20 protein-coding genes are annotated in these 24,915 nt (G+C 67.0%); 11 read left to right on the top strand and 9 right to left on the bottom strand.

The window, feature by feature from the left end; translation table 11 throughout:
• The first annotated feature begins 64 nt into the window (after positions 1-64).
• From H0X90_RS03050 to H0X90_RS03040, 3 genes are all read left to right on the top strand, one after another.
• Positions 65-568 (top strand): (2Fe-2S)-binding protein, encoded by a 504-nt coding sequence (locus H0X90_RS03050; protein ID WP_012493247.1) that lies wholly within the window; start codon positions 65-67, stop codon positions 566-568.
• Positions 558-2,972: a cytochrome c gene (locus tag H0X90_RS03045; RefSeq protein ID WP_077190732.1), complete on the top strand. Its 2,415-nt coding sequence runs from the start codon at positions 558-560 to the stop codon at positions 2,970-2,972. The genes H0X90_RS03050 and H0X90_RS03045 overlap by 11 nt, the downstream gene beginning before the upstream one ends.
• A 224-nt stretch (positions 2,973-3,196) precedes the next feature.
• The gene (locus H0X90_RS03040) at positions 3,197-3,529 is read left to right on the top strand and encodes a hypothetical protein (protein ID WP_034178297.1); all 333 of its coding nucleotides are present in this window, start codon (positions 3,197-3,199) and stop codon (positions 3,527-3,529) included.
• A 126-nt stretch (positions 3,530-3,655) separates the two neighbouring features.
• Here the strand turns inward: H0X90_RS03040 and mmsB are convergent, their stop codons facing one another.
• From mmsB to H0X90_RS03025, 3 genes are all read right to left on the bottom strand, one after another.
• Complete coding sequence (mmsB, locus tag H0X90_RS03035; protein WP_034202521.1) at positions 3,656-4,546, bottom strand: 3-hydroxyisobutyrate dehydrogenase; 891 nt, start codon at positions 4,544-4,546, stop codon at positions 3,656-3,658.
• 23 nt (positions 4,547-4,569) lie between these two features.
• A complete protein-coding gene (locus tag H0X90_RS03030; RefSeq protein ID WP_077190731.1) occupies positions 4,570-6,096 on the bottom strand; it encodes a CoA-acylating methylmalonate-semialdehyde dehydrogenase in 1,527 nt (508 codons plus the stop codon).
• A 114-nt stretch (positions 6,097-6,210) separates the two neighbouring features.
• Positions 6,211-7,530 (bottom strand): MFS transporter, encoded by a 1,320-nt coding sequence (locus H0X90_RS03025; RefSeq protein ID WP_006485292.1) that lies wholly within the window; start codon positions 7,528-7,530, stop codon positions 6,211-6,213.
• 155 nt (positions 7,531-7,685) lie between these two features.
• Here H0X90_RS03025 and H0X90_RS03020 point away from each other — a divergent pair, with 155 nt between their 5' ends.
• Positions 7,686-8,645, top strand: a complete 960-nt coding sequence (locus H0X90_RS03020; RefSeq protein ID WP_012493251.1) for a LysR family transcriptional regulator — start codon at positions 7,686-7,688, stop codon at positions 8,643-8,645.
• Positions 8,646-8,921: 276 nt separating this feature from the next.
• The gene (locus H0X90_RS03015) at positions 8,922-11,063 is read left to right on the top strand and encodes a hypothetical protein (RefSeq protein WP_196438132.1); all 2,142 of its coding nucleotides are present in this window, start codon (positions 8,922-8,924) and stop codon (positions 11,061-11,063) included.
• Positions 11,064-11,409: 346 nt separating this feature from the next.
• Here the strand turns inward: H0X90_RS03015 and H0X90_RS03010 are convergent, their stop codons facing one another.
• Positions 11,410-12,132: a haloacid dehalogenase type II gene (locus H0X90_RS03010; RefSeq protein ID WP_196438131.1), complete on the bottom strand. Its 723-nt coding sequence runs from the start codon at positions 12,130-12,132 to the stop codon at positions 11,410-11,412.
• Positions 12,133-12,342: 210 nt separating this feature from the next.
• Positions 12,343-12,981 carry a hydrolase gene (locus H0X90_RS03005; protein WP_006483761.1) on the bottom strand — a complete coding sequence of 213 codons (639 nt, stop codon included), beginning with the start codon at positions 12,979-12,981 and terminating at the stop codon, positions 12,343-12,345.
• 299 nt (positions 12,982-13,280) lie between these two features.
• Between H0X90_RS03005 and H0X90_RS03000 the strand changes: the two genes are divergently transcribed.
• Positions 13,281-14,174, top strand: a complete 894-nt coding sequence (locus tag H0X90_RS03000; protein WP_077190729.1) for a LysR substrate-binding domain-containing protein — start codon at positions 13,281-13,283, stop codon at positions 14,172-14,174.
• Positions 14,175-14,223: 49 nt separating this feature from the next.
• Here the strand turns inward: H0X90_RS03000 and H0X90_RS02995 are convergent, their stop codons facing one another.
• Positions 14,224-16,083 carry a sulfatase-like hydrolase/transferase gene (locus H0X90_RS02995; RefSeq protein ID WP_077190728.1) on the bottom strand — a complete coding sequence of 620 codons (1,860 nt, stop codon included), beginning with the start codon at positions 16,081-16,083 and terminating at the stop codon, positions 14,224-14,226.
• A gap of 133 nt (positions 16,084-16,216) precedes the next feature.
• Here H0X90_RS02995 and H0X90_RS02990 point away from each other — a divergent pair, with 133 nt between their 5' ends.
• Together H0X90_RS02990 and H0X90_RS02985 are read left to right on the top strand one after the other, a co-directional pair.
• The gene (locus tag H0X90_RS02990; protein WP_059722741.1) at positions 16,217-17,266 is read left to right on the top strand and encodes a LysR substrate-binding domain-containing protein; all 1,050 of its coding nucleotides are present in this window, start codon (positions 16,217-16,219) and stop codon (positions 17,264-17,266) included.
• A 295-nt stretch (positions 17,267-17,561) separates the two neighbouring features.
• Entirely contained in the window at positions 17,562-19,808 is a 2,247-nt protein-coding gene (locus tag H0X90_RS02985; protein ID WP_077190727.1) for a bifunctional diguanylate cyclase/phosphodiesterase, read from the top strand.
• Positions 19,809-19,845: 37 nt separating this feature from the next.
• Here the strand turns inward: H0X90_RS02985 and H0X90_RS02980 are convergent, their stop codons facing one another.
• Together H0X90_RS02980 and H0X90_RS02975 are read right to left on the bottom strand one after the other, a co-directional pair.
• On the bottom strand, positions 19,846-20,907 hold the full coding sequence (locus tag H0X90_RS02980; protein WP_012493253.1) for a diguanylate cyclase: 1,062 nt from the start codon (positions 20,905-20,907) through the stop codon (positions 19,846-19,848).
• 67 nt (positions 20,908-20,974) lie between these two features.
• Complete coding sequence (locus H0X90_RS02975) at positions 20,975-21,979, bottom strand: chemotaxis response regulator protein-glutamate methylesterase (protein ID WP_006495190.1); 1,005 nt, start codon at positions 21,977-21,979, stop codon at positions 20,975-20,977.
• 312 nt (positions 21,980-22,291) lie between these two features.
• On the opposite strand from H0X90_RS02975, the gene H0X90_RS02970 reads away from it, so the two are divergent.
• Positions 22,292-22,720, top strand: a complete 429-nt coding sequence (locus tag H0X90_RS02970) for a hypothetical protein (protein WP_034202518.1) — start codon at positions 22,292-22,294, stop codon at positions 22,718-22,720.
• Positions 22,721-22,768: 48 nt separating this feature from the next.
• Here H0X90_RS02970 and H0X90_RS02965 read toward each other — a convergent pair whose 3' ends face one another.
• Positions 22,769-22,993, bottom strand: coding sequence for a hypothetical protein (locus H0X90_RS02965; RefSeq protein ID WP_006491315.1), 225 nt, complete (start codon positions 22,991-22,993; stop codon positions 22,769-22,771).
• A 275-nt stretch (positions 22,994-23,268) separates the two neighbouring features.
• Here H0X90_RS02965 and H0X90_RS02960 point away from each other — a divergent pair, with 275 nt between their 5' ends.
• The gene (locus H0X90_RS02960; protein WP_006491314.1) at positions 23,269-23,958 is read left to right on the top strand and encodes a DUF969 domain-containing protein; all 690 of its coding nucleotides are present in this window, start codon (positions 23,269-23,271) and stop codon (positions 23,956-23,958) included.
• Positions 23,955-24,905: a DUF979 domain-containing protein gene (locus H0X90_RS02955; protein WP_006491307.1), complete on the top strand. Its 951-nt coding sequence runs from the start codon at positions 23,955-23,957 to the stop codon at positions 24,903-24,905. The genes H0X90_RS02960 and H0X90_RS02955 overlap by 4 nt, the downstream gene beginning before the upstream one ends.
• The last annotated feature ends 10 nt before the right edge of the window (positions 24,906-24,915 follow it).

Below are 24,915 nucleotides of genomic sequence, written 5' to 3'. Positions count from 1 at the left end.
GCCAGCCGGCGGCCGTGCCCGCCGCCGGCCGACTCGGCCCGCATTCTGCATTCCGGATCGATCAATGTCCCATCCCGCTTCTCCGCCGCGGCCGCTGGCGTTTCGCGTGAACGGCGCGCCGTACACCTTCGCCGACGCCATGCCCGACACGCCGCTGCTGCTGGTCCTGCGCAACGACTGCGCGCTCAATGGCCCGAAATACGGCTGCGGGCTCGGGCAATGCGGTGCGTGCACGGTGCTCGTCGACGGGCAGCCCACGCGTTCATGCGTCGTGCCGGCCGCCGCCGCGCACGGACGCGACGTCACGACGCTGGAAGGGCTCGGGTCGTGCGACGCGCCGCATCCGATCCAGCGCGCGTTCATCGACGAGCAGGCCGCGCAATGCGGGTATTGCCTGAACGGGATGATCATGAGCACGAAGGCGCTGCTCGATCGCAACCCCGCGCCCGACGATGCGGCGATCCGGGATGCGCTGCGCTTCAACCTGTGCCGTTGCGGCACGCATCTGGAGATCATTCGCGCGGTGCATCGCGCCGCACGCTATCTGCGAGGCGGCGATGAAGCATGACGCAGGTTTGCCCGTGGCGCCGGCGCGCGTGACGGAACCGGCGCCGCCCGATGACGCGGCCGCCGACGCATCGCGCCCGCATCGCGCGTGCTACGCGTGGCCGATCGGCGCTGCGCGCACGCATGCATCGTTCGATATCGAAACACGGACCGCGCCCGACGGCCGGATGACGACCTGGCGCTATCGCGCGCAGGCGGCCGGCGCGGGCGGGGACGATGCTCGCGGTGTGGACGAGCGTGCCGGGCGCGGCCCCGCATCGCCATTCGTCTACCGGCACGCGCAGACGTCGATCGAACTGGCCGATGAAGATGGCGCGATTCCCGGCCACGCGCACGTGTTTGCCCGCGAGTCCTTCGTCGACGAACTCGCGGGCGCGTTGCGGCGCGACCCGGTCGCGTTGCGGTTGCAGCATCTCGATGCCGAGCGCGATGCGGGGCCGCGCGAAACGATCCGGATGGTCAGCGAACGCGCCGCCTGGGGCGTGCCGGCTGCGGCCGGGGCGAACGCGGCGTCGCGTGTCAGCGGGCGCGGTTTCGCGTTCGATGGCGAGCGTGTCGATGCGCACGCAACCGCATCCGGCGACGATGCCGACCGTGACTGCGATCCGCGCTGGTCCGCGTGGGTCGTCGATCTCGACGTGGACTGCGCGACGGGCGACGTCTCGGTGCGGCGCGTGGTGGCCGGTCAGGGCACCGGCGAGCCGGGCGACGCGTCGCTGGCCGGCCTGCCCGCGTGGCAGATCGAGGCCGCGATTTCCCGCGTGATGGGCGCACGGTTGTCCGCGCGGCCCGCGCACGACGAGACCGGTGCCGGCGAGCGGGCCGACGCGATCGCGCACGAACTGATTGCAGTCGACGCGGCCGCGCGTCGCGCGCACGGTGACCTGTCCGAGCACGATGCGCGGCGGATCGAACAGGCGGCCGCGCCGGCCGCTGCCGCGATCGCGAACGCGCTGTACGACGCGACGGGCGTGCGGTTTCGCGCACCGCCGTTCGATGCCGCACACATTCGCGCCGCGCTCGCGCAACCGGTGCCGGTCGATGCCGGCGACGGCCGGCAAGCAGCCCCGCGCCGCGCGTCGCGCTGGCGCCGCTGGCTGGCCGGCGGCGGCACGGGCGGGGTGGTCGGCGGGCTGATCGGGCTGGCGTGCGCGATCCTGCCGGGCCCCGCGCCGATCGCGCCCGTTGCGTCGATGGCACCCGGCGGCGCGGACGGCGCGACGTGGAGCGCGGCGATGCTCGAACGCGGCCGCCAGGTCGCGCTCGCCGGCGATTGCGCGGTATGCCACACGGCGCCCGGCGGCGCGACCAACGCGGGCGGCCTCGCGCTCGATACGCCGTTCGGCACGATCTACACGACGAACCTCACGCCCGATCCGGACACCGGCATCGGTGCGTGGTCATACCCGGCGTTCGCCCGCGCGATGCGCGAAGGCATCTCGCGCGACGGTTCGCACCTGTATCCGGCGTTTCCGTACACCGCATTCGCGAAGCTGAGCGAGCCCGATCTGCTCGCGCTCTATGCGTACCTGATGTCGCAGCCGCCGGTGAAGCACGTGCCGCCGAAGACGAAGCTGCCGTTCCCGCTCGACCAGCGGCGGCTCGTGGCCGGCTGGAATTGGCTGTATCACGACGCGCGGCCGTTTGCGCCGGACCCGGCGCGTTCGGCGATGTGGAATCGCGGCAAGTATCTCGTCGACGGCGCCGGACACTGCGGTGCCTGCCATACGCCGCGCAACGCGCTCGGCGCGGAGAAGGGCGGCCTCGCCTACCTGTCGGGCGGCGAAGCGGAAGGATGGGTCGCGCCGCCGCTCGTCGCGTCGCCGGCCGCGCCGGTGCCATGGACCGAAGGCGCGCTGTTCGACTATCTGCGCACCGGATTCTCGGCGCAGCACGGCGTCGCGGCCGGGCCGATGGCGCCCGTCGTCGCGGGGCTCGCGGCGCTGCCCGAGTCCGACGTGCAGGCGATCGCGCACTATCTGGCGTCGCTGTCGCCGCCCGTCGATGCGGCGGTCGCCGCGAACGCGGCCGCCGGCCACGCGCGCGGCGCGGACACCGTCGCGACGCTCGGCCTCGAGAACGGCCGCCGCGCGTTCGACGCCGCGTGCGCGGTCTGTCATGCGGAATCGGGCGGTGTCGGGCATTTCGGCGTGCGTCCGCTGATGGGGCTCAACACGAGCGTCAGCCAGGCGACGCCGGACAACCTGCTGCGCGTGCTGCACCACGGGATCGACCAGCCGGCCACCGACCGGCTCGGCTACATGCCGGGCTTCGGCGATGCCTTCGACGATCGGCAGATGGCCGAGCTTGCCGCGTACATCCGCGCGCGCTACGCGCCGGGGCAGCCGGCGTGGCGCAACCTCGCGGAAGCATCCGCTCGAATCCGTCAGGCGGGTGAACATTGACCGTCGCGCCGGCGTGAGCGGCCGCGCCGGCGGGCATGCCGGGCGAAATGACCTGACGAACGAAAACGATGGCCGGCGACGGCTGTAATTCTTGCCAGATTTGGCCATCGTTTAACCATTCGAAACAATGTGTTCACCGAAAGGGGCATGATCTCCGGCGATCGAGCAGGCATACTGTCGCCTATGTTGTTCAATGCACGTCGACCGGCGTGCGCCTGCCCTCCATGTCCATTCCAGTCTCTTTTCGAACCCTGCGATGGTTGACCATTGCGGCTGCTGCATGCTTGCTCGCCGCGTGTTCGACTGCTTCCGACGTGACCGCGACGTCGAACCCGAACGTGTTCACCGTGACGACGCGCACGATCGGCGTGTCGACGACGTGGGCCGACGCCCACGAGAAGGCCGTCAACGAAGCCACCAACTACTGCACGCAGCGCGGGATGCGCGCAAGCGTGAAGCAGGAATCGCTGACCGGCGGCCGCCGCGTCGACGCCCGCTCCGAACTCGCGTTCGAGTGCCATCCGACCTTCGAGACGGCGTCGAACCCGCGCGGTTGACCGACCGTTGACCGACCGGCGGCATGACGCCGCCGCCCGCGTTTTTCTTCCCCCGCCGGCAAACCGACCCGCGATGCCGTACCGGCACGTCGCGGGTCGACACACGTCCGGCGTCGGCCGGGCAGGTCAGGCCGGCTGCGCCTCGTACAGCTTCACGCACGCGGAGAAGTCGAGCGTGCCGAGCCCCTGCTGGCTCATCGACTGATACAGCTGCTGCGCGAGCGCGCCCATCCAGACCGGCTGATGCGCGCTGCGCGCGGCTTCCGTCGCGAGCCCGAGATCCTTCAGCATCAGGTTCGCCGCGAAGCCGCCCGCATAGCCGCGCGCGGCCGGCGCCGTGTCGCTCACGCCCGGATACGGGTTGTACGCGTCCGAACTCCAGCAGCGGCCGGTCGACGTGTTGATGATGCCGGCCAGCACGGCCGGATCGATGCCGAGCGCGGCGCCGAGCGCCATCGCTTCCGATACGCCCATCATCGAGATGCCGAGCAGCAGGTTGTTGCAGATCTTCGCGATCTGGCCGGTGCCGGTGCCGCCGCAGTGCACGACGTTCCTGCCCATGTCGAGCAGCACCGGGCGGATGCGCTCGAACAGCGGCGCGTCCGCGCCGACCATGAAGGTCAGCGTGCCGGCCTGCGCGCCGCCCGTGCCGCCCGACACGGGTGCATCGGCGAGCGGGAAGTCGCGCTGCGCGGCGGCGTCGGCCACCGCGCGCACGGTGCCCGGATCGATCGTGCTGCAGTCGATCAGCGTCGCGCCGGCGCGCGCGCCGGCCAGCACGCCGTCGTCGCCGAGGTAGACGGCGCGCACGTGCTGCGCGGCCGGCAGCATCGTGATCACGACCGCGCCGCGCGCCGCCGCTTCGCGCGGCGAGCCGGCCGCCGTCGCGCCGGCGCGCACCGCGGCGTCGACCGCGTGCGCGTCGAGGTCGAACACCGTCAGCGCGTGGCCGGCCTTGAGCAGGTTGGCGGCCATCGGGCCGCCCATGTTGCCGAGTCCGATGAATGCGATTTCCATGTGCAGGCTCCTCGTGCTCGGCATCAGCGCAGCGCGATCGTCGTGTTCACGCCGCCGGCCGTCGCGTCGTCGTCGAACCAGCGCGCGGTGACCGTCTTGGTCTGCGTGTAGAACTGCACGACCTGCTTGCCGTACGGGCCGAGATCGCCGAGCTTCGAGCCGCGCGAACCGGTGAAGCTGAAGTAGGGCACCGGCACCGGAATCGGGATGTTGATGCCGACCTGGCCGACGTCGATCTCGCTCTGGAACTTGCGCGCGGCCGCGCCGCTCTGCGTGAACAGGCCCACGCCGTTGCCCATCGGGTTGCGGTTGACGAGCGCGATCGCGTCGTCGAGCGTGTCGGCTTCCAGCACGACCACCACCGGCCCGAAGATTTCTTCCTGATAGATCGACATGTCGGTCGTCACGCCGGAGAAGATCGTCGGGCCGACGAAGTTGCCGTGCTCGTAGCCGGGCACCTTCACGTCGCGGCCGTCGAGCAGCAGCGTCGCGCCTTCCTTCACGCCGGCGTCGATCAGCGACAGGATGCGCGCCTTCGCCGCCTTCGACACGACCGGGCCGACGTCGGTGCCGGCTTCCGCGCCCGCATTGACCTTCAACGCCTTCGCCTTTTCGACGAGATCGGGCAGCCAGTCGCGCGCCTGGCCGACCAGCACGACGACCGACGTCGCCATGCAGCGCTGGCCGGCCGCGCCGAAGCCCGCGCCGACGAGTGCGTTGATCGACTGCTCGCGATGCGCATCGGGCAGCACGACCGCGTGGTTCTTCGCGCCCATCATCGACTGCACGCGCTTGCCGTGCTGGCTGCCGAGGTTGTACACGTGCGTGCCGACGCGCGTCGAGCCGACGAACGAGATCGCCTTGATGTCCGGGTGCGTGCACAGGCGGTCGACCACCGTCTTGCCGCCGTGCACGACGTTCAGCACGCCTGGCGGCACGCCGGCTTCGATCGCGAGTTCGACGAGCTGCATCGTCGACAGCGGGTCCTGCTCGGACGGCTTCAGCACGAACGTGTTGCCGCACACGATCGCCATCGGGAACATCCACAGCGGAATCATCCCGGGGAAATTGAACGGCGTGATGCCCGCGCAGACGCCGATGGGCTGGCGCAGCGTGTAGGTATCGACGCCGCCCGCGACGTTCTCCGCGAATTCGCCTTGCTGCAGCGTGCCGATCGAGCACGCGTGCTCGACCACCTCGAGGCCGCGGAAGATGTCACCCTGCGCGTCGGGCAGCGTCTTGCCTTGTTCGGCCGTCAGCGTGTGCGCGATCCGTTCGAGATTGCGGCGCACGAGATCCTGGAACTTCAGCATGATGCGCAGCCGCGCGCCGATCGGCGTCGTCTTCCAGGTCTGGAACGCGCGCTGCGCGGAGGCGATCGCGGCATCGACCTCGTCGAGCGTCGCGTACGGCACGCGGCCGATGACTTCCTGCGTCGCGGGGTTGACGATGTCGCCCCATTCGGCGCTGCGCGAATCGACGAACGCGCCGTCGATCAGCAGCTTGGCGGTGGGCAGGGCGAGGGTGGTCTGGGGAACTGCGGCGTTCATGGAACTCTCTCCGGGAAACGGTGGTGCGAAGCAAAAGGGTGGCCTGCGTCCGCCGCGCGTGCGGCGACGGCGGACGGCAGGTCGAACTGAAATCGAATGAAGGCGGGCGGTGCGCTACGCGCGCGCCGGTCGCATCAACGCGGTGCACATGAGCGCGAACACGCCGAAGCCGACGAGGTACGCGATCACGTAGTGCGGCTGGCCGCCGCCGGCCTTGAGCAGCGACGTCGCGATCATCGGCGCGAAGCCGCCGCCGATCACGCCGGCGAGCTGCACGGACAGCGAGATGCCGCTGTAGCGGATTTCCGCCGGGAACTGCTGCGCGAACAGCAGCGATTCCGGCGCATAGAGGATCGGGAACACGACGCCGAGGCCGAGCACGATTGCCCACCATGCGGTCGACGTCTGCTGCGTACCGAGCATCATGAAGAACGGCGCGGCGAACGCGCACATCAGCACGAGGCCGATCGCGAACATCCGGCGCTGGCCGATGCGGTCGCTCAGATGCCCGCACAGCGGCATCGTGACGAGCGACAGCGCCGCGCCGGCCGTGATCGCGTGCAGCATCTCGGCCTTCGGCAGATGCAGTTGCTGCGTCGCGTAAGCGAGCGCGAACGTGACGACCATGTAGAACCAGGTGTTCTCGGCGGCGCGCGCGCCGACGATCGTCAGCACCTCGCGCGGATGGCGGCGCAGCGCGGCCGTTACCGGCGATTTCTCGGCCTTGCCCTGCTTGCGGACCTTCTCGAAGTCGGGCGATTCCGGCACCTTCGCGCGGATGAACCAGCCGAGGCCGACGAGCGCGATGCTCGCGAGGAACGGCACGCGCCAGCCCCATGACAGCATGTCGGCTTCCGGCAGCGCGGCCACCGCGGCCATCGCCACCGACGACAGGATCAACCCGAGCCCGACGCCCGTCTGCGGCAGGCTGCCGAACAGCCCCTTGCGGCCCTTCGGCGCGTGCTCGACGGCCATCAGCACCGCGCCGCCCCATTCGCCGCCCACCGCCATGCCCTGCAGGAAACGCATCGCGATCAAGAGCGCGGCGGCCCAGTAGCCGATGCTGTCGTACGACGGGATCAGCCCGATGATCATGCTCGGCACGCCCATCAGCAGCAGCGTGATCATCAGCATCGACTTGCGGCCGATGCGGTCGCCGAAGTGGCCGAACACGATGCCGCCCATCGGCCGCCCGATGAAGCCGACCGCGAACGTGCCGAACGCGGCGAGCGTGCCGACGACCGGGTCCAGCGACGGGAAGAAGATGCGGTTGAACACGAGCGCGGCGGCCGTGCCGTAGAGGAAGAAGTCGTACCACTCGATCGTGGTGCCGGCCATGCTGGCCCAGCCGGCCAGCAGGTAGTGCTTCGCGGTGCGCTCGGGCGCCGGCGTCGCGATGGTCGCATGCTCATCGAGGGTGGATCGCGTTTGCATGGTGTCTCCGTGGTGGTGCCGCGGTTCATGGTCCGCAGGTCACGGTCGAGTATAGTTATGCGCAGATTCATGATGTACCGATAAAGAAACCGGTTGGATGTGCATTTATGCATATCGACGGCCGGCCCGGAGACGCCCGCCTTTTTCCTTCGCCGATGCGACATGCCACCGAGCCGGTTTCCGGCAACCTGAACTGGGACGACCTGCGCTTTTTCCTCGAGGTCGCGCGCACGCAGCGCGCGAGCGGCGCCGCGAAGCGGCTCGGCGTCGACTACACGACCGTCGCGCGGCGCATCCGCGCGCTCGAGGCCGCGATGGGCACGCTGCTGTTCGACAAGTCGCGCTCCGGCGGCTTCACGCTGACGGCGGAAGGGCAGCGGCTCGTCGCGTATGCGGATGCGATGGAGACGACCGTGCAGTCCGCGTGCGACCAGGTCGCGAACACCGGCGAGGCGCTGTCGGGCCACGTGCGGATCGGGTCGACCGAAGGGTTCGGCTGCTTTTTCCTCGCGCCGCAGCTCGCGCGGTTCCGCGCCGCGCATCCGCACGTGACGGTCGACCTGCTGCCGGTGCCGCACTTCGTCAACCTGCCGAAACGCGAGGCCGATCTCGCGATCACGCTCGAGCGGCCCGAACGCGGGCCTTACGTGGTCACGAAGCTGTGCGACTACCAGTTGCGGCTCTATGCGACCCGCGACTATCTGGCGAATCATGCGCCGATCACCTGTACGGACGATCTCGCGCAGCACGCGTTCATCAGCTACGTCGACGATCTCGCGTTCAGCAACGAACTGCTGTACCTCGACCGCGCGGTGCCCGGCGCGACGGCCGGCTTGCGCACGACCAGCGTGATCGCGCAGGTTTTCGCGGCGCTGCAGGGCGGCGGCCTGGCGATCCTGCCGTGTTTCATGGCGGCCACGCAGCCGGCGCTGGTGCCGGTGCTGCCGAACGACGTGGTCGTCACGCGGTGTTTCTGGCTGACGTGCCGCGAGGATCTGCGCAAGCTGCGGCGCGTGACCGCGCTGTGGGATTACCTGCGCGCGGCGGCCGATGCGAACCGCGCGTTGCTGTCGGGAGAATCGGGGACGCTGCGATTCGTCGGCGAGCAGGAATAGCGGTCGACACAAAGTTGTTCGCACACCGGAAAGGTTTCTGGGTTTGTGTGATCACATTCGGCGACGTGCGGAGGAGGGAATTTGTGGGGGTATAACTGTTTTTTGAGATGGTGAGTAATCCAGAAAATGAATGGTGCATAGGAACGAGTGCATCATCCAAATTTATATCCGCCCGGGCCTGAGTGCCGTGACCTGTTACTCCCACGTCTCGCAAGAGTCTGCGGCTGAAAAGAATGTTTGGGGTTGTGATAGGGAGAGGGGTTTGCGCTGAACGTCGTGAACGGGATTTCAGTGTTTCTGTATCGTATAGAATGTGCAGCGGTGGCGCGGGGTGCTGCCGTGCGTCAAGCCAGCTACGTGATATTAACATCGGCGGCTCGAGACAGTTTTTTATCAATGTGCTCTCCAGAAAAACACGAAATTATGGCAAAGCAGACCGTTTATCCTGGTATTAATCCGAGGGCGCAAATCAAAAATCTTCCTGTTGAGGAGGAGGCGATTGCGCGTGTTCTTTCTTCGGATTTTTATATTACTGGTGGTGTTGGCAGTGTCGCAATGGGGAGTAGTATATATCGTTATTTTTTCTTGCGGTTTCCTGATGATAAAGCGGCAGCATTCGGTGCTCGAGACGAGATAATCGTACTTCTTAGTCCGTATGAAAATTTTGAGCCAAGAACTCTTGATGCAATTGAGAAAATTCAGGCGGAAAAATCGGGCTTTCGATTGGACAAAATTTGTGTATTTGTGATATCTAATGATGAGGACTTTATAGGGAAGCTGAACAAAACAATAAAAAGTCAAAAAGAATGTCGCTTGATTACGCCCTTTACGTACCAGGAGCTTAAATCAAAGAAGTCGTCTGATTTTTACAGGCAGCGGGTTAAGCAGTTTTTCTTTGAGCGCAATCTGTATGATTTCGACTCTCCTTTGAGGCGGGATCTCTATTTCTTTGGGCGAGACGAGCTCTGTCAAAGTCTCATTGACAAGCATCAGACTGGTCAAAATTCTTCGCTCTTTGGGCTGCGTAGAAGTGGAAAGACATCCATTCTTCTTTCTGTTTGCAGGCGTATTTCCCATCAAGGCGGATTTGCATCGGTCATAGATTGTCAGCTGCTCTACCAGCTTCCATGGAATATGGCGTTGCACCATGTCGCGACGACAATCAATCGCGACCATCATTCGAAGGTGGTGATCAATGAGGACGAGTATACGGAGGAAAGGGCTGCGCTAACATTCTCAAAAGATATTGAGAGAGTATATAGAAAGCTCGGGAAGAGTATATTAATTGCATTTGATGAGGTCGAGCAAATAACGTTTGGTGTCTCATTTGGTGAGATGTGGCGAAACGGTTCGAGCTACGTTAGATTTTGGCATGCAATTAGAAGTGTGACGCAGAAGCAGGAAAATCCTGTAACCATTCTCCTGGTTGGGACAAATCCTAAGTGTTTAGAAACCCCGTTTGTCATGGGTGGGGATAATCCGTTGTATGGGCAGATAAAGCCGGAGTACATCCCGGGGTTTAGTGTTCATCAAGCGAAGCAAATGATAGAGACTTTGTCATCATATATGGGGATTACCGTTGATGATGATGTATATACGTATTTGGTTCGGGAGTTTGGCGGGCATCCCTTTTTGATGCGTCAGGCGTGCTCGTATATAAAATCTGAACTAGATAAGGGTATTCATAGGCATATTGATAGATTGTTGTATGAAAGAGTGGTTTCGGAATTTAATGAGAGTGTCGGTCATGGGTACTGCGAGCTAGTGATTGGTGTATTGTCTGAGCATTATCCGGATGAATATACTATGCTTACTTATCTTGCCAGGGGGGACGTGTCGGAGTTCGAGGGTTTGGCGGAAAGCGATCCGACATATACTCAGCATCTTCTAGGGTATGGGGTGGTTTCGAAATCGAGTGGCGGTTACGATTTCAAGATTGATTCTGTGAAAAAACATCTTTCCCAGAAAGAAAGATATAAGCGGTTAAATCTTTCGAATTCGGAGAAGCTCGCCGAAATTGGTGCGCGAAGAAATGAAGTCGAGCATCGTCTGCGTCGCTTGGTTTCCCAGGTCTTGCGGTCGTCGTTTGGGGAAGATGATGCGAGAAAATTAATTCTCGCAAAGCATGACCAAAAAGCCCGTTCTAAGTATCAGGCTCTCGCTTATAAGGAATTGTTTGACCCAAATAAGCATGAGATATATTTTAATGATCTCAGGGAGCTTATGCGGAAAAATTGGGAAAATGGATTTAAGAATATTTTTTCGGAGGATGTTGATAAATTCAATTCCAGAATGATTATACTTAATTCTATCGGGCGCTCCGATGCTCATCGGAAGGATGTCAGTGATGCTGACATGCAGAGTTTCCGGGGGAGCATGAGTTGGCTCGAAGAGAAGGTGGCTGATTACTTCTCGTAACGTTGCACCGTATCTACACTAACGTGTCGCAGCAGACGGTCATTGAAGTTCATTCGCAATGTATGTTCGATGGCCCGCCCGAGCGCGTACGGCCAATTTCCTGTACGTGAAGAGGACCGCATGCGGTCGCTGCTCTTCCGGCTTGGCGTCGAAACCGGGCAGATGCCGTATGCTCGACGGCGTGTCGGCTGTCCGTAATACGCGCCAATGCACGACCGATCGCGGCACCTTCCACCAGCGGATTCTCATGCTCGACGGGAATTGACGGATGGGCTACCCGATGGTGGCGTCGACTGTCTGGCTCGGGAAATGGGCGGGCCTGCTCAAGGAGAATCCATGCTGATGCCTAGTCCGGACAGCCCAGCCGATCCGCCAATTCGTTCAGATCCCTGACGTCGAAATCCCACGCATCGTCGGCTCGCAGGTCGGTCGTCTGGCCGGGCCCGTGCTCGGGCGGCCGCAGCACGAACGCGGTCGACAGCCCGAGCCCGCGCGCGGCGGCAAGATCGCCGTTGTGCGCGGCCACCAGGCACAGATCGGCCGGCGCGAGGCCGAGAATCTCGACCGCTTCGGTATAAACCGCCGGCGACGGCTTGTACGCGCGGGCAACCTCGGCGCCGAGAATCGCGTCCCACGGCAGCCCGCCGTGTTTCGCGACGTCGACCATCAGCCGGATGTTGCCGTTCGACAGCGGCGCGATGATGTAGCGCTGCTTCAGCCGGTGCAGCCCGGCAACGGCATCGGGCCACGGATCGAGCCGGTGCCAGGCGAGATTGAGCGCGTCGATGTCGGCATCGGGCACGTCGTCGATCCCGAGGCGGTCGAGCGTGCGCACGAGGTTCTCGCGATGCAGCACGTCGAGCCGCACGTAGCGGCGGCGCCCGCTGCGGATTTCTTCCATCGACGGCGAATACTCGGCGCGCCACGCATCGGCGAACGCGAAGGGGTCGAGCGTCGGCGCGTGGCGGTCCAGGAAGGCGGCGGCACCGCGTGCGACACCGCTTCTCCAGTCGACGATCGTTCCGAAGACATCGAAAACGAGCGCCTTGATTTCGGCAGGGTTCGTCATGGTGATCCAGTGAAGGTCGTTCGATGAGGGTTCACATCGCCGTGCCGCCGGATGGCGCGGCGCCGGTTCGATCGACATTGAATCACGGATACGACAACGCGGCCCGGAAGGCCGCGGTGCGGGGCTCGCACGCCGGTCGCACGGGGCCGGCGAGCGGGGCGATGGCGCGCGGCGGCCGGACGGCACCGGCCGCCGTGCGCGCCGGGCCGGTCAGCTCTTGTCGTACGAGAACTGGATGCCGGCCGTGCCGCCGGTTTCGATGAACAGGTTCATGAACGCGGGCACGGTGGCGCTGCGCGCCCAGTCGCGCTGCAATTCGCAGAACAGCTGCGCGACGCTGATCATCTGGCCGCCGGCCTGCTCGATGCGGCGCAGCGCGGCTTCGTGCGCGGCGACCGACGTGCCGCCGACCGCGTCGACGACCACGTACACCTCGTAGCCGGCCTTCAGCGCGTCGAGCGCCGGGAACGTCAGGCACGCTTCGGTCCACAGCGCGGTCATGATCAGCTTCTTGCGGCCGGTCGCCTCGACGGCCTGACGGAACTCGACGTCCTCCCACGAGTTGATGCTCGTGCGGTCGTAGGTCGGATAGCCTTCGAGCGCCGCGCGCAGTTGCGGGATCGGCGGCTTGTTCAGCCCGGTCTTCACGTTGACGGTCGAGTGGACGATCGGGAGGTCGTACGCAACCGCCGCCTTCGATGCGCCGACGATGTTGTTGATCAGCAGTTGGCGATCCATCGACGCGATCGAGTTCACCTGGACCGGCTGGTAATCGATGACGATGAACGCGGCGTTCTGCGGGGTGAGCAGGTGGTCGTTCGCGGGGTCGCGAATCGGTTCGCTTGCCATGGTTGCCTCCAGAGACAGAGCAGGAAGTGAGGGAAATCCCGAGGGTCCGGGCCGGCGGCCGCGGTGTCGGGACACTCGCCGCGGCTGCACGCTCGCGCCGTCGCAAACGTCCGACGCCGGTTGCACGGCGGGCGTTTGCTCCAAGCTTAGTGAATCGTGCGGACGAGCGAGGCAGCCGGCTGAAAAAAATCCCGCTTGCCTCGACGACACCGATCCACGTCGAAACACGATGCTAAGCGTGCAACAACGGGTGTTCCAGTCCCTTAAAATGCCGTCAGTGTTCTATGGGCGGAACAATCATGGATGACCTGAACGACCTCTACTATTTCGTGAAGGTGGTCGAACACGGCGGCTTCACGCAGGCCGGGCGCGCGCTGGACGTGCCGAAATCGACGCTGAGCCGGCGCATCGCGGCGCTGGAAGCGCAGTACGACGTGCGGCTGCTGCAGCGCACGACGCGCCATTTCACGGTCACGGAAACCGGGCGCGAATTCTACGAGCGCTGTCTCGCCGTGCTGGTCGAAGCCGACGCCGCGCGCGAGGTGATCGAGCGCCGGCACGCGGAGCCGCGCGGCATCGTGCGCGTGAGCTGCCCGACCGCCTTGCTCGAATACCGCGTGAGCGAACTCGTTGCCCGTTTCATGGCGATTCATCCGCAGGTGCACGTGCACCTCGAGGCGACGAATCGCCGCGTCGACCTGTTGAGCGAAGGCTTCGACCTGGCGCTGCGCGTGCGCTTCCCGCCGCTGGAGGACAGCGATCTCGTGATGCGTGTGCTGGCCGACAGCCCGCAGCGGCTGGTGGCGGCGCCGCACTGGCTGGACGGGCGCGCCGTACCGTCGGACCCGGCCGGGCTGATCGGCGCGCCGAGCCTCGACTGGGGGCCGGCGCGGCATCACGTCTGGCAACTGGTCGGGCCGAACGGCGAGCACGCGCAGTTGCGCCATCACCCGCGCTTCGTGACCGACGACATGCACGCGTTGCGCGACGCGGCGATTCATGGCGTCGGCATCGTGCAACTGCCGTGCATGGTCGTCGAGGACGACCTGCGCGATGGCACGCTGATCGACGTGCTGCCCGGCTGGGCGCCGAAGGGCGGCGTGGTGCACGCGGTGTTTCCGTCGCGGCGCGGGTTGCTGCCGCGCGTGCGGCTGCTGATCGACTTCCTGGCCGAGCACATCCGGAAGGATTGACGGGCGGCGCGCGGCGCGGCGCCGCCCGCGCTCCCGTGCGTTCAGGTGGTCAGTGCCACTTGCGGATCTGCACCTGGACCTTCCCGTCGCGGATCGGCATCACGTCCGGGCTGTCGTCGCCGACCTCGCTGTCGATCAGGTCGTTCAGGCGGCCGTTCATCGCGAGCAGCAGCTCGCCGTGCCGCTTGCGGTCGGTCGCGAGATTGCGCATCTCGCCCGGGTCGCGCGCGACGTCGAACAGCTCGACGTCGTTGCGCGCGAACAGCGCGTCGAGCGTCGTGGGCCGGTTGAATTCGAGCGGCGAGAAATAGCGCGTGAAGCGGTAGCGGCCGTCGAACACGCTGCGGATCGTGCCGCGCAACCGGAAATCCGGCTGCTGCGCGAGCGCGCGGCGCAGCAGTTCGTCCTCCGGCACGCCTTTCTGCCGCAGCGTGCCGAGTTCCTTCAGCATCCATTCGCTGTCGTAGTACAGCAGCATCGCGTAGTTGAACAGCGTCGCGTCGCGCGCCGCGTGCCGTTGCGCGTCCGCCGGTTTCGCGAGCCAGCGCGTGAGGTCGTGCCCCTTCAGCGCGCTGCCGCGGATCGTCGCGAGCCGCGCATCGTCGAGGCCGGTGAGTCCGAGCAGCGTCGGCGCGATGTCGATGTGCGACGTCAGCGCATCGCACTGCATGCCGCCCGGATACGCGGGATGGCGGATCACGAGCGGCACGTGATTCTGCGGCTGGTAGGCCGCCGCGCCCTTGCCGACGAGCTGGTGCGCGCCGACGTGGTCGCCGTGGTCGGCCGTCATCACGACGATCGTGCGTTCGTCGAGGCCGAGCGATTGCAGCGTCTGCAGCAGGCGTACGACGTGCGTGTCGCAATCGCGGATGCAGTTGAAGTAGTTGTCCTGATAGAGGCGTACGCGTTCGTCGGTGAACGGGTAGCGTCCGACGAGATTCGCATGCGCGGCGTTGAACATGCCGTGCGCGGGCGGCCGCCCGGGCTCGTCGTACGGCTGCCGCCGGGACGCGGCGAGCGGCACGTCGCGCCATGACGTGCGATACAGCGCATCGTTCGGCGGCGGCGCGTTGCCGAGCATCGGGTGGTTGGCGTCCTGCACCGTCGAGCCGTGCGTGTCGGTGTTCACGAACATCGCGTCGTGCGGGTTCACGAGATTCACCGCGAGGAACCACGGCTTGCCGTCCTGCGCGAGGCGCGGCGCATGGTTGCGCATCCAGCTCACCGCGGCCTCCGCCGTGAGCCCGTCGTACTGGTAGCCGCCGCGAACCATGCCGATCAGGTCGCCCACGCCGAAATAGTCGTCGAAGCCGTACGCGCGGATCGTGCGGTTGTAGTCGGCCACGGGCGCCGTGTACGGGCTCGCGGTTTCGTGCATCGACGCGCTCAGGTGCCACTTGCCGAGATACGCGGCGTAGTAGCCGGCGTCCCGCAGCATGTGGCCGACCGTGCGAATGTCCGGCGACATGTCCTTTTGCCAGGGCAGGCCCGCGTTGTCGAGCACGCCGGTGTGCTGGATGTGCTGGCCCGTGTAGACCGTCGAACGCGACGGCGAGCACACGCATGCGGCGATCTGGTGGTGCATGAAGGTGATGCCGTCGCGGCGCAGCGCTTCGCGGCCGGGCACGGGGAACGGCCAGCGGTCGAAATGGCGTTCCTGGTCGGTCAGGATGAACAGGATGTTGTAGCCGGCGGGCGGCGTGGCAGGCGCGGTGGTGGCGCCGCGCAAGGCCGGCGCCGGATCGACGGCGGCGACCGTTCCGGTGCCGGCAGCCGGGGCGGTCGGCGCCGGGTTCGCGGCCAGCGCATCGGCGCCGAAGCCGGCCGACGCGACGGCCGCACCGGCCAGCTTGAGGAACTGGCGTCGCGCGGTGGGTTCGGTGGCGGGGGTGTCCTGATCGTCTTTCACGTCGGCTGTCTCCTGTCATGCCGGCTCGTGCCGGGGGTTTTCATGCCGACGACTATGCGGCAGGATCGCGTATCGATCGATGAAAGATCGGGGTCGATCGATAACCTGCCGAACATGAATGACGGAGACGCCCGTGACCCTCGACCCCCGCGGCCCGGCCGGCCGCACGCGACCGGACCTGCTCGCGCCGCCCGGCGCGCCGGCCCACGAGCGGCGCATCGCGCAGGCGCTGCGCCGGCTGCGCGTGCGCGACATGGAAACGCTCGACACGCTCGGCCGCACGCGCAGCTTCGCGCGCACGTCCGAGGCCGCGTCGATCACGCAGCCGGCGCTGTCGAAGTGGCTGCGCGAGCTCGAAGAGTCGCTCGGGCTGCCGCTGTTCGAGCGTACGTCGCGGCGGGTCGCGCCGACGGCGTACGGCGATGCGCTGCTCGAATGCATCGGCCGCGTGCTGACCGACATGCGCGGCGTCGCGCCCGCGTTCGACGCGTTGCGCACCGGCGCAGGCCGCCCGGTGTCGATCGGCCTGCTGCCGAACATGGCGCCGCAACTGATTCCGGGCGCGCTCGCGTGGCTGCGGGAAGCCGGCCGCCCCGTGCAGCTCAACGTGCGGGAAGACACGCTCGACCGGATGCTCGCGCAGGCGCAGCGCCACGAGCTCGACCTGCTCGTGTGCCGGCTCGATGCGTCGGCGTTGAGCGCGGGGCTCGCCGTCGCGCCGCTGTACCGCGACGACATGATCGTCGTGTGCGGGCCGCGCCATCCGTTGCTCGGGCGCGCACGGATCGGCTGGCGCGACGCGGCCGCGTTTCCGTGGATCGCGCCGCCGTCGGGTTCGCCCGCGCGCACGGCGCTCGACGCCGAGTTCGCTAAGGCGGGCCTGGCGCCGCCGGCCGTGCTGATGGAGTCGGTGTCGTGGCAGACCAATCGCGCGGTCGCCGACCAGTCGCCGTGCCTGTTCGTGCAGTCGGCCCGTGCGTTCGACCTCGCCGCGCGGGCCGGCGAGCGCGTCGGCCGGCTGCCGCTGAAGCTGTCGACGATGCCGGAGACGGTCGGCGCGCTGTATGCGGCGCCCGCGAGCGCATCGGTCGCCGCCGCGATCGACGCGCTGAAGGCGGTGACGGGCGCGCATTCCGGCGCGGACGACCGGCCGGCAGCGGGGCAGGGTGCGGACACATTCTGACGGATCGTTGTCGGAGAAGGCGCGCGCGGCCTTCGTGCGCTGCAGCAACCGGTCGGCGATCCGGTCGCCGCCGGTGCGAGCCGCGCGGCAACCGAGCGTATCCCCTGATGCAAGCAGGCACGCCGGCTGTCACGGATTGGTGTTAAATACATTTCGGCGCGCCCTGGCTCGGCGCGCAAACGGGGCGCACCGGGCATCGGCGTAAACCCGGGGCGGGACAGGGCACGAAAAGGCACGAAATATCGATAACGAATCGGGCGCATCAGACCCGGTCGGACAGACGGCAGGATTCATCTTGAATACCGAACCGCAAAGTTCTCGCTACAGCCTCGGGCTCGCCGCGGAAGTGCTCGCATCCGAGCAGAGCGTACTGAGACTCATCACGCGCAACACGCCGCTGCCGGAACTGTTGGTCGAAGTTTGCCGGCGTGCCGAGACTTTGCTCGGCGACGGCGCGTCGTGCACGATCCTGCTGCTCGATACGGACGGCGTGCACGTGCGCGTCGGCGCGGCGCCGTCGCTGCCCGCGCAGTACAGCGCGGCGATCGACGGCGCGACGATCGGGCCCGCGGCCGGCTCGTGCGGCACCGCGATGTACGAGCGCCGGATGGTCGCCGTCGAGGACATCGAAACCGATCCGCTGTGGGCCGACTACCGCGCCATCGCGTTGCCGCTGGGCCTGCGCGCGTGCTGGTCGGTGCCGTTCCTCGACGATGCCGGCATCGTGCTCGGCGCATTCGCCGTCTATCACCACTGGCCGTGCCGGCCGAGCGACGAGGAAACCGCGCTGTTGCGCGATATCGGCAACAGCGTCGGACTCGCGGTGCACCAGGACCGGATCGCGCGACAGCTCGCGCACAGCGAGGAGCATCACCGGCTCGTCGTCAACAGCCTGAGCGAGGGCATCCTCGTCATATCGCGCGACGGCGTCGTGATCGCGAGCAATCCGAGCGCGAACCGGATGATGCGCGTGAAGGGCGAACTCGTCGGCCGCCGGCTGTCGACGGTGATCCTGCGCAAGCTGCGCGAGGACGGCACGCCGATCGAGCCGCGCGACTGGCCGAGCCGGCGTGCGCTCGAGACGGCCACGCCGATGCTCGACTACACGGTCGGCTTCGGTCTCGCGGACGGCGACATCATCTGGGTGCGCGGCAACGCGGTGCCGATCGTGCGGCCGGGCGAGACGCGGGCCGACTCGGTGCTCGTGTCGTTCAACGACATCGGCCCCGTGCGCGAAGCACAGCAGCAGTTGCGCTACATGGCGACCCGCGATGCGCTGACGGGCCTCTACAACCGCCGCTGGCTCGGCGATCGCATGCGCGAGCTGTTCGGCGTGCACGATGCGGCGACCGGGCCCGCGCGCGTCGCGATCCTGTTCATCGATCTGGTCGGCTTCAAGAAGGTCAACGACACGGCCGGCCACGACGCGGGCGATGCGCTGCTGCGCAGCGTCGCGGCGCGGCTCTCGGCCTGCGCGGGCCGCTACGCGCTCACGCGGGTCGGCGGCGACGAGTTCGTGATCCTCGTCGACGACTGCGACGATCCCGAGCGTCTCGCGGTGCTCGCCCGCAAGGTCATCGACGCGATCGCGAAGCCGTTCGCGATCGCGAACAACGAATACTGGCTCGGCGTATCGATCGGCATCAGCGTCGCGCCGCGCGACGGCGACGATGCCGTGACGCTGATGCGCAACGCCGATTCGGCGATGTACGACGCGAAGCAGCGCGGCCGCAACCACTTCACGTTCTTCACCGCGCAGCTCAACCTGCGGCTGCAGCGCCGCTTCGCGATCGAGCAGTCGCTGCGGCGCGCACTCGCATCGGACATGCTGCGGCTCGCGTATCAGCCCGTCGTCGATGCGCGCAGCGGCCGCACGATCGGCGCCGAGGCGCTGCTGCGCTGGACGAGCCCCGAGCTCGGGCCGATGTCGCCGGCCGAATTCATTCCGGTCGCGGAAGACACGGGGCTGATCGTCGCGATCGGCCAGTGGGTGCTCGAAACCGCGTGCCGGCAGGCGGCCGAGTGGCGCCGCACGATCGCGCCGGACCTGATGCTGGCCGTCAACCTGTCGCCGCGGCAGTTTCACGAAGGACTCGTCGAATCGGTCGGCCGCTGTCTCGCGCAAACGCGGCTCGACCCGTCCGCGCTCGAACTGGAAATCACCGAAGGCGTGCTGATGAACGACACGGACACCGTGCTGCCGATGCTCGAAGCGCTCACGGACATGAACGTGCGGATTTCGGTCGACGATTTCGGCACTGGCTATTCGTCGCTCGCGTACCTGAAGCGCTTTCCGCTGCACAACCTGAAGGTCGACCGCTCGTTCGTGTCGGGCGTGCCCGATCATCACGACTCGGTCGCGATCACGCAGGCGGTCGTCGCGATGGCGCATTCGCTCGGGATGAAGGTCACGGCCGAAGGCGTCGAGACGCAGGCGCAGTCGTGGTTCCTGCAGCAGATCGGCTGCGACATGCAGCAGGGCTATCTGTTCAGCCGCCCGCTGGAGGCGAGCGACTACGCGCGCCGGCTCGGCGCGGCCTGAGCGCGGCGCGCGCGCCGGTCGTACCCGTTGGTGTGCGTCAGTGCGCGTCGAACCCGCCGCTGCCCGGCGGCGTCGACGACCGATCGATCTCGACCCGGTTCTTGCCTTCGTGCTTCGCGCGATAGAGCGCGCGGTCGGCCGCCTCGATCAGCAGGGTCGTCGGCAGGCCGGGCGCGGGCACGATGCTCGCGCCGCCGATGCTGATCGTCACGGTGTGGTTGCCGGTCGACGAATGCGCGTGCCGCAGCCGCAGCGCCTCGACCGCGAGCCGGATCTTCTCGCCGAGCAGCCGCGCGGCGCCCGGCGACGTGGCCGGCATCACGACCGCGAATTCCTCGCCGCCGAAGCGCGCCGCGAGATCGCCCGACTGCCCGAGGCAGCGCTCGATCGTCGACGCGATCTGCTTGAGCACGCTGTCGCCCGACACGTGACCGTACGTGTCGTTGTACAGCTTGAAGTTGTCGACGTCGATCATCAGCAGCGACAGCTCGCTGCGCTCGCGCGTGCCGCGCCGCCACTCGGCGGCCAGGTATTCGTCGAGATAGCGCCGGTTCGACAGTCCGGTCAGGCCGTCGGAATGCGTGAGGCGCCGCAGTTCGAGATTGGCCTCGAGCAGTTGCTGCTGCGATTGCCGCAGCGCGCGATAGGCTTCGTCGCGCTGCAGCAGGTTCAGGTACGAGCGCGAGTGGTAGCGGATGCGCGCGACGAGCTCGATGCGATCGGGCAGCTTGACCAGGTAGTCGTTCGCGCCGGACGCGAACGCGGCGCTCTTGATCACCGGTTCCTCCTGCGTCGACAGCACGATGATCGGCACGTCGCGCGTCGCCGGATTCGCGCGGTACGCCTTGACGAGGCTCAGCCCGTCGGTGCCCGGCATCACGAGGTCCTGCAGGATCACGGTCGGGCGCGTCTCGATCGCGGTGGCCATCGCGTCGTCCGAGCGCGGGCAGTAGTGGAAGTCGATGCCTTCCTCGTCGACGAGCGCGCGCCGCACGGCTTCCGCGACGATCGTCTGGTCGTCGACCAGCAGCACCATCGCCGGCACGTCGGCGGGCGACGCGGTCGGGCCGCCGGGCGGGCGAGTCAGGTCAATCGTCATGGTCGATGCGGGTTGTTGCGGTCGTTGCAAGGGCGGGCATGGGTGTTGCGGACGGTCATCGTCGGGCTCAGATCCGTGCGAGCGCCGCCAGTTCGCCCGCGATGCGCCCGAGCGGCAGGATCGCACGCGCCGCGCCGAGCGTCGCGGCCGCCTTCGGCATCCCGTATACCGCGCTGGTCGCCTCGTCCTGCGCGATCGTATGGTAGCCCTTCATCCGCAGCGCCTTCAGGCCGATCGCGCCGTCGCGGCCCATCCCCGTCAGCAGCACGCCGATCACGCGGCCGGGCCAGTGCTCGGTCAGGCTGTTGAAGAACACGTCGACCGACGGACGATACGGCGTGGCGGCCGGCTCCCGCGTGTATTCGAGCGTGCCGGCGCGCGTGATGCGCAGGTGATCGTCGGTCGCGGCGAGCAGCGCGACGCCCGGCTGCGGTCGATCGCCTTCGCGGGCGACGCGCACGGCGAGCCGGGTCTGGCCGTCGAGCCATTGCGCCATGCCTTCGGCGAACGCGCGATCGACGTGCTGCACGATCACGATCGGCGCATTGAAATCGGCGGGCAGGCTGCCGAGGATCGACGCGAGCGCGCCGGGGCCGCCGGCCGATGCGCCGATCGCGACCAGCGGGCCGCCGCCGTTGCGCGCGGCCGTGCCGGCGATGCGCGGGCCGCCCGGCGCGTCGAGCAGGCGGCCGATCTGGTCGATCTTCGCGAGCAGCAGTTTCGTCGTGTCGCCGGCCGCGCCGTCGCCGAGCCGCGGCGTGTCGACCGCGTCGAGCGCGCCGGCGCCCATCGCCTCGAACACGCGCCACGCGTTCGCGCCGATGCAGCTCGTCACGATCAGGATCGCGCATGGTCGTTCGGAGCGCATGATCCGCCGCGTCGCTTCGATCCCGTCGAATTTCGGCATGATCAGGTCCATCAGCACGATGTCGGGCGGCTGCGCGGCGCACAGTTCGACGGCCTGCGCGCCGTCGGTCGCGACCCATAGCACGCGGTGCTCGGGCCGTCGCGCGATCGCGCGGCGCATCGCCTCGACGGCAAGCGGGAGGTCGTTGACGATGCCGATGTTCACAAGCGGAATTCTCCGGTCGGTTCGTAGTGTTGGAGGTGGGCCGGGTTCATTGAAGGGCGTAGCCTGTTCGGCGCTGCCGGGCGGCATCGGCGGCCGGACGGCGCGGCATTCTTTTCGGTTGGCGACGCCCGAATGCTGTCATGCGGCGCGGGCGGCGGCAATCGAAAAATGTGCGCATGATGCCGTTTCAGTGCGTTTCCTCTATGGCCGTGCGGCATTGCCCGCAAGCGGGCCGTCGATCCTGCCCGGACCGGCCGTGAAAGTCCGCATGTTACCGTGCCGGCATCGACAAAAAAGAAAGGAGGGAGCCGGATGACCGCGCCCCATACCGTACTCGTCAGCCGCAACCCGCATGCGCCGATCGTGATCGAGCAGGACGGCCGTTTGCTGTACCGGATCTACATCGAGAGCGGACACGCGTCGTTCTACCGCGATTTTCCGGTCGAACCCGATGCGGTGCGCGTGCTGCGCGACGACGCCGAGCGCTACTACTTCCTGTTCGCGGCGCTTCACCATCCGTACCAGTTGAGCGCGACGAACCTCTCCGACGCGGAACGCGCGCGCTATTTCGGCACGATCCTGTTTGCCGGCCGCGACGAGGTCGAAGCCTTCATGACGGAGCGCGATCGCGCCAGCCACGGCGCGGTGGCGAATCTGCTGCAAATCTTCACGCAGGCCGACTACCGGCAACTGCGCGAGGGCCGGTGGTTCGGCATGGGCGCGGGCACGCCGGCCGCGTAGCGGTCGCGACCGGGTCGCCGGCGGCACGCTGGACGCGCCGCCGCGTCGTCAATGGCTGCGCGCGTAGCCCTGGATCAGCGCGCGCATCATCCCTTCGACCGTCGCGTCGAGCAGGTCGTCTTCCTGCTCGGCTTCCTCGACGAGCGCGGCATAGGCGGTCGCGAGCGTCACGCGGTCGACTTCCTGGCGTTGCTCCATCAGCGTCACCATCCCGTCCTTCGCCAGATGGGCGGAGAACGCGCGGCTGCCGATGGTCTGGAATACGTCAATCATGGCGGCTCTCCCGTACGTTGCCGATGCCTTTCAGTGTAGTCGGCGTCCCGGGCCCGCGCCACGCGCGCCGGCCGGCCCGTCCGATTCGTCCGATGAAATGTGGCCGACACACGGCGCGGGCACGGTGTCCGTCGGCTTCAACGTTTACCCGAACCGGCAAATTGTCGACTTTTTATCGATAAAGTCTCGTGTTAGATTTCGCCGTCCGAGCCCGATGCAAACCGGGCCGGCCGCGCGTGGCCGACGTGCCGCACGTCCAGACACAAGGAGGGGAAATGCTGGTGCTGATTGGGGTGCCGATCGTCGTGATCGGCTTCGCGCTGCGCTTCAATGCGCTGCTGGTGGTCACGATCGCAGGGCTCGCGACGGGGCTGGCGGGCGGGCTGAATCTCGTCGACATCGTCAGCGCGTTCGGCAAGGCGTTCACCGAGAACCGCTACATGGGGCTGATCTGGCTCACGCTGCCGGTGATCGCGCTGCTCGAGCGCAACGGGCTCAAGGAGCAGGCGAAGCGGATGATCTCGCGGGTGCAGGCGGCCACCACGGGCCGCGTGCTGATGCTGTACTTCGTGCTGCGCCAGGCGACGGCCGCGCTCGGCCTCACGTCGCTCGGCGGCCACGCGCAGATGGTGCGGCCGCTGATCGCGCCGATGGCCGAGGCCGCCGCGGTCAGCCGGCACGGCGAGCTGCCCGAGTCGGTGCGCCAGCAGATCCGCGCGCATGCGTCGGGCGCCGACAACGTCGCCGTGTTTTTCGGCGAGGACATCTTCATCGCGATCCAGTCGATCCTGCTCATCAAGGGCTTTCTCGAACAGAACGGCCTCTCCATCGAGCCGCTGCACCTGTCGGTGTGGGCGATCCCGACCGCGATCGCCGCGCTGCTGATCCATTGCACGCGCCTCGCGCTGCTCGACCGCCGGCTCGCGCGCGGCTTCGGCCTGGTGAAGCAGGAGGGCGCGCGATGATCGGCCTCGAATCGCTGTACACGCTCGCGGGGCTGATGTTCGCCGCGTTCGCGTATTTCAATCTGACGGACCGCACGAACCCGCGGCGCGTCGTCAATTTCGCGTTCTGGGCGATCTACGCGGTCACGTTCCTGTTCGGCGCGCTGCTGCCGCATGTCGTGACGGGCTGCCTCGCGATCGCGCTCGCGGTGATCGCCGGCTCCGGCAAGCTCGGCCGCGGCCAGTCCGACGAGGCCGGCGAAGCGGCGGCCGTGCGGCGCGAGACGCTCGCGCAGCGCTTCGGCAACCGGCTGTTCCTGCCCGCGCTGCTGATTCCGGTCGTCACGCTGATCGGCACGTTCGCGTTGAAGAGCGTGCCGTTCGTCGAGTCGAAGAGCGTGACGCTGATCTCGCTCGTGCTCGGCACGATCGTCGCGTTCGTCGTCGCGCTCGCGATGCTGCGCGATTCGCCCGTGCATGCGCTGAAGGAAGCACGCCACACGATGGACGCGGTCGGCTGGGCCGCGATCCTGCCGCAGATGCTCGCGGCGCTCGGCGCATTGTTCGCGGTGGCGGGCGTCGGCGGCGTGGTGTCGGGGCTCGTGAAGGAGTGGGTGCCGATCGATTCGCCGTTCGCGGTGGTCGCGGCCTATACGGTCGGCATGGCGCTCTTCACGATGATCATGGGTAACGGCTTCGCCGCGTTTCCGGTGATGACGGCCGGCATCGGCCTGCCGCTGATCGTCCACCAGTTCCACGGCAATCCGGCGATCATGGGCGCGATCGGGATGCTGAGCGGCTTCTGCGGTACGCTGATGACGCCGATGGCCGCGAACTTCAACATCGTGCCCGCGGCGCTGCTCGAACTGAAGGACAAGAACGGCGTGATCAAGGCGCAGTGGCCGACGGCCGTGCTGCTGCTGGCCGTGAACACGCTGCTGATGTACGCGTTCGTATTCCGCTTCTGATTCGATGGAC

Source organism: Burkholderia sp. 9775_39 (genome assembly GCF_015712225.1).
GTDB lineage: Bacteria > Pseudomonadota > Gammaproteobacteria > Burkholderiales > Burkholderiaceae > Burkholderia > Burkholderia cenocepacia.
The sequence above is the reverse complement of the archived record's forward strand: the minus strand, read 5'-3'. Positions and strand labels throughout refer to the sequence as shown.

What these genes read in the sequence shown, in the direction of transcription:
- H0X90_RS02955 (WP_006491307.1), top strand. Translation starts at nt 23,955, where the DNA reads ATGATCGGCCTCGAATCGCTGTACACGCTCGCGGGGCTGATGTTCGCC.
- H0X90_RS03025 (WP_006485292.1), bottom strand. Translation starts at nt 7,530, where the DNA reads ATGCAAACGCGATCCACCCTCGATGAGCATGCGACCATCGCGACGCCG.
- H0X90_RS02980 (WP_012493253.1), bottom strand. Translation starts at nt 20,907, where the DNA reads ATGACGATTGACCTGACTCGCCCGCCCGGCGGCCCGACCGCGTCGCCC.
- H0X90_RS03050 (WP_012493247.1), top strand. Translation starts at nt 65, where the DNA reads ATGTCCCATCCCGCTTCTCCGCCGCGGCCGCTGGCGTTTCGCGTGAAC.
- H0X90_RS03040 (WP_034178297.1), top strand. Translation starts at nt 3,197, where the DNA reads ATGTCCATTCCAGTCTCTTTTCGAACCCTGCGATGGTTGACCATTGCG.
- H0X90_RS02960 (WP_006491314.1), top strand. Translation starts at nt 23,269, where the DNA reads ATGCTGGTGCTGATTGGGGTGCCGATCGTCGTGATCGGCTTCGCGCTG.
- H0X90_RS03020 (WP_012493251.1), top strand. Translation starts at nt 7,686, where the DNA reads ATGCGACATGCCACCGAGCCGGTTTCCGGCAACCTGAACTGGGACGAC.
- H0X90_RS03005 (WP_006483761.1), bottom strand. Translation starts at nt 12,981, where the DNA reads ATGGCAAGCGAACCGATTCGCGACCCCGCGAACGACCACCTGCTCACC.
- H0X90_RS03045 (WP_077190732.1), top strand. Translation starts at nt 558, where the DNA reads ATGAAGCATGACGCAGGTTTGCCCGTGGCGCCGGCGCGCGTGACGGAA.
- mmsB (WP_034202521.1), bottom strand. Translation starts at nt 4,546, where the DNA reads ATGGAAATCGCATTCATCGGACTCGGCAACATGGGCGGCCCGATGGCC.
- H0X90_RS03030 (WP_077190731.1), bottom strand. Translation starts at nt 6,096, where the DNA reads ATGAACGCCGCAGTTCCCCAGACCACCCTCGCCCTGCCCACCGCCAAG.
- H0X90_RS02965 (WP_006491315.1), bottom strand. Translation starts at nt 22,993, where the DNA reads ATGATTGACGTATTCCAGACCATCGGCAGCCGCGCGTTCTCCGCCCAT.
- H0X90_RS03010 (WP_196438131.1), bottom strand. Translation starts at nt 12,132, where the DNA reads ATGACGAACCCTGCCGAAATCAAGGCGCTCGTTTTCGATGTCTTCGGA.
- H0X90_RS03000 (WP_077190729.1), top strand. Translation starts at nt 13,281, where the DNA reads ATGGATGACCTGAACGACCTCTACTATTTCGTGAAGGTGGTCGAACAC.
- H0X90_RS02970 (WP_034202518.1), top strand. Translation starts at nt 22,292, where the DNA reads ATGACCGCGCCCCATACCGTACTCGTCAGCCGCAACCCGCATGCGCCG.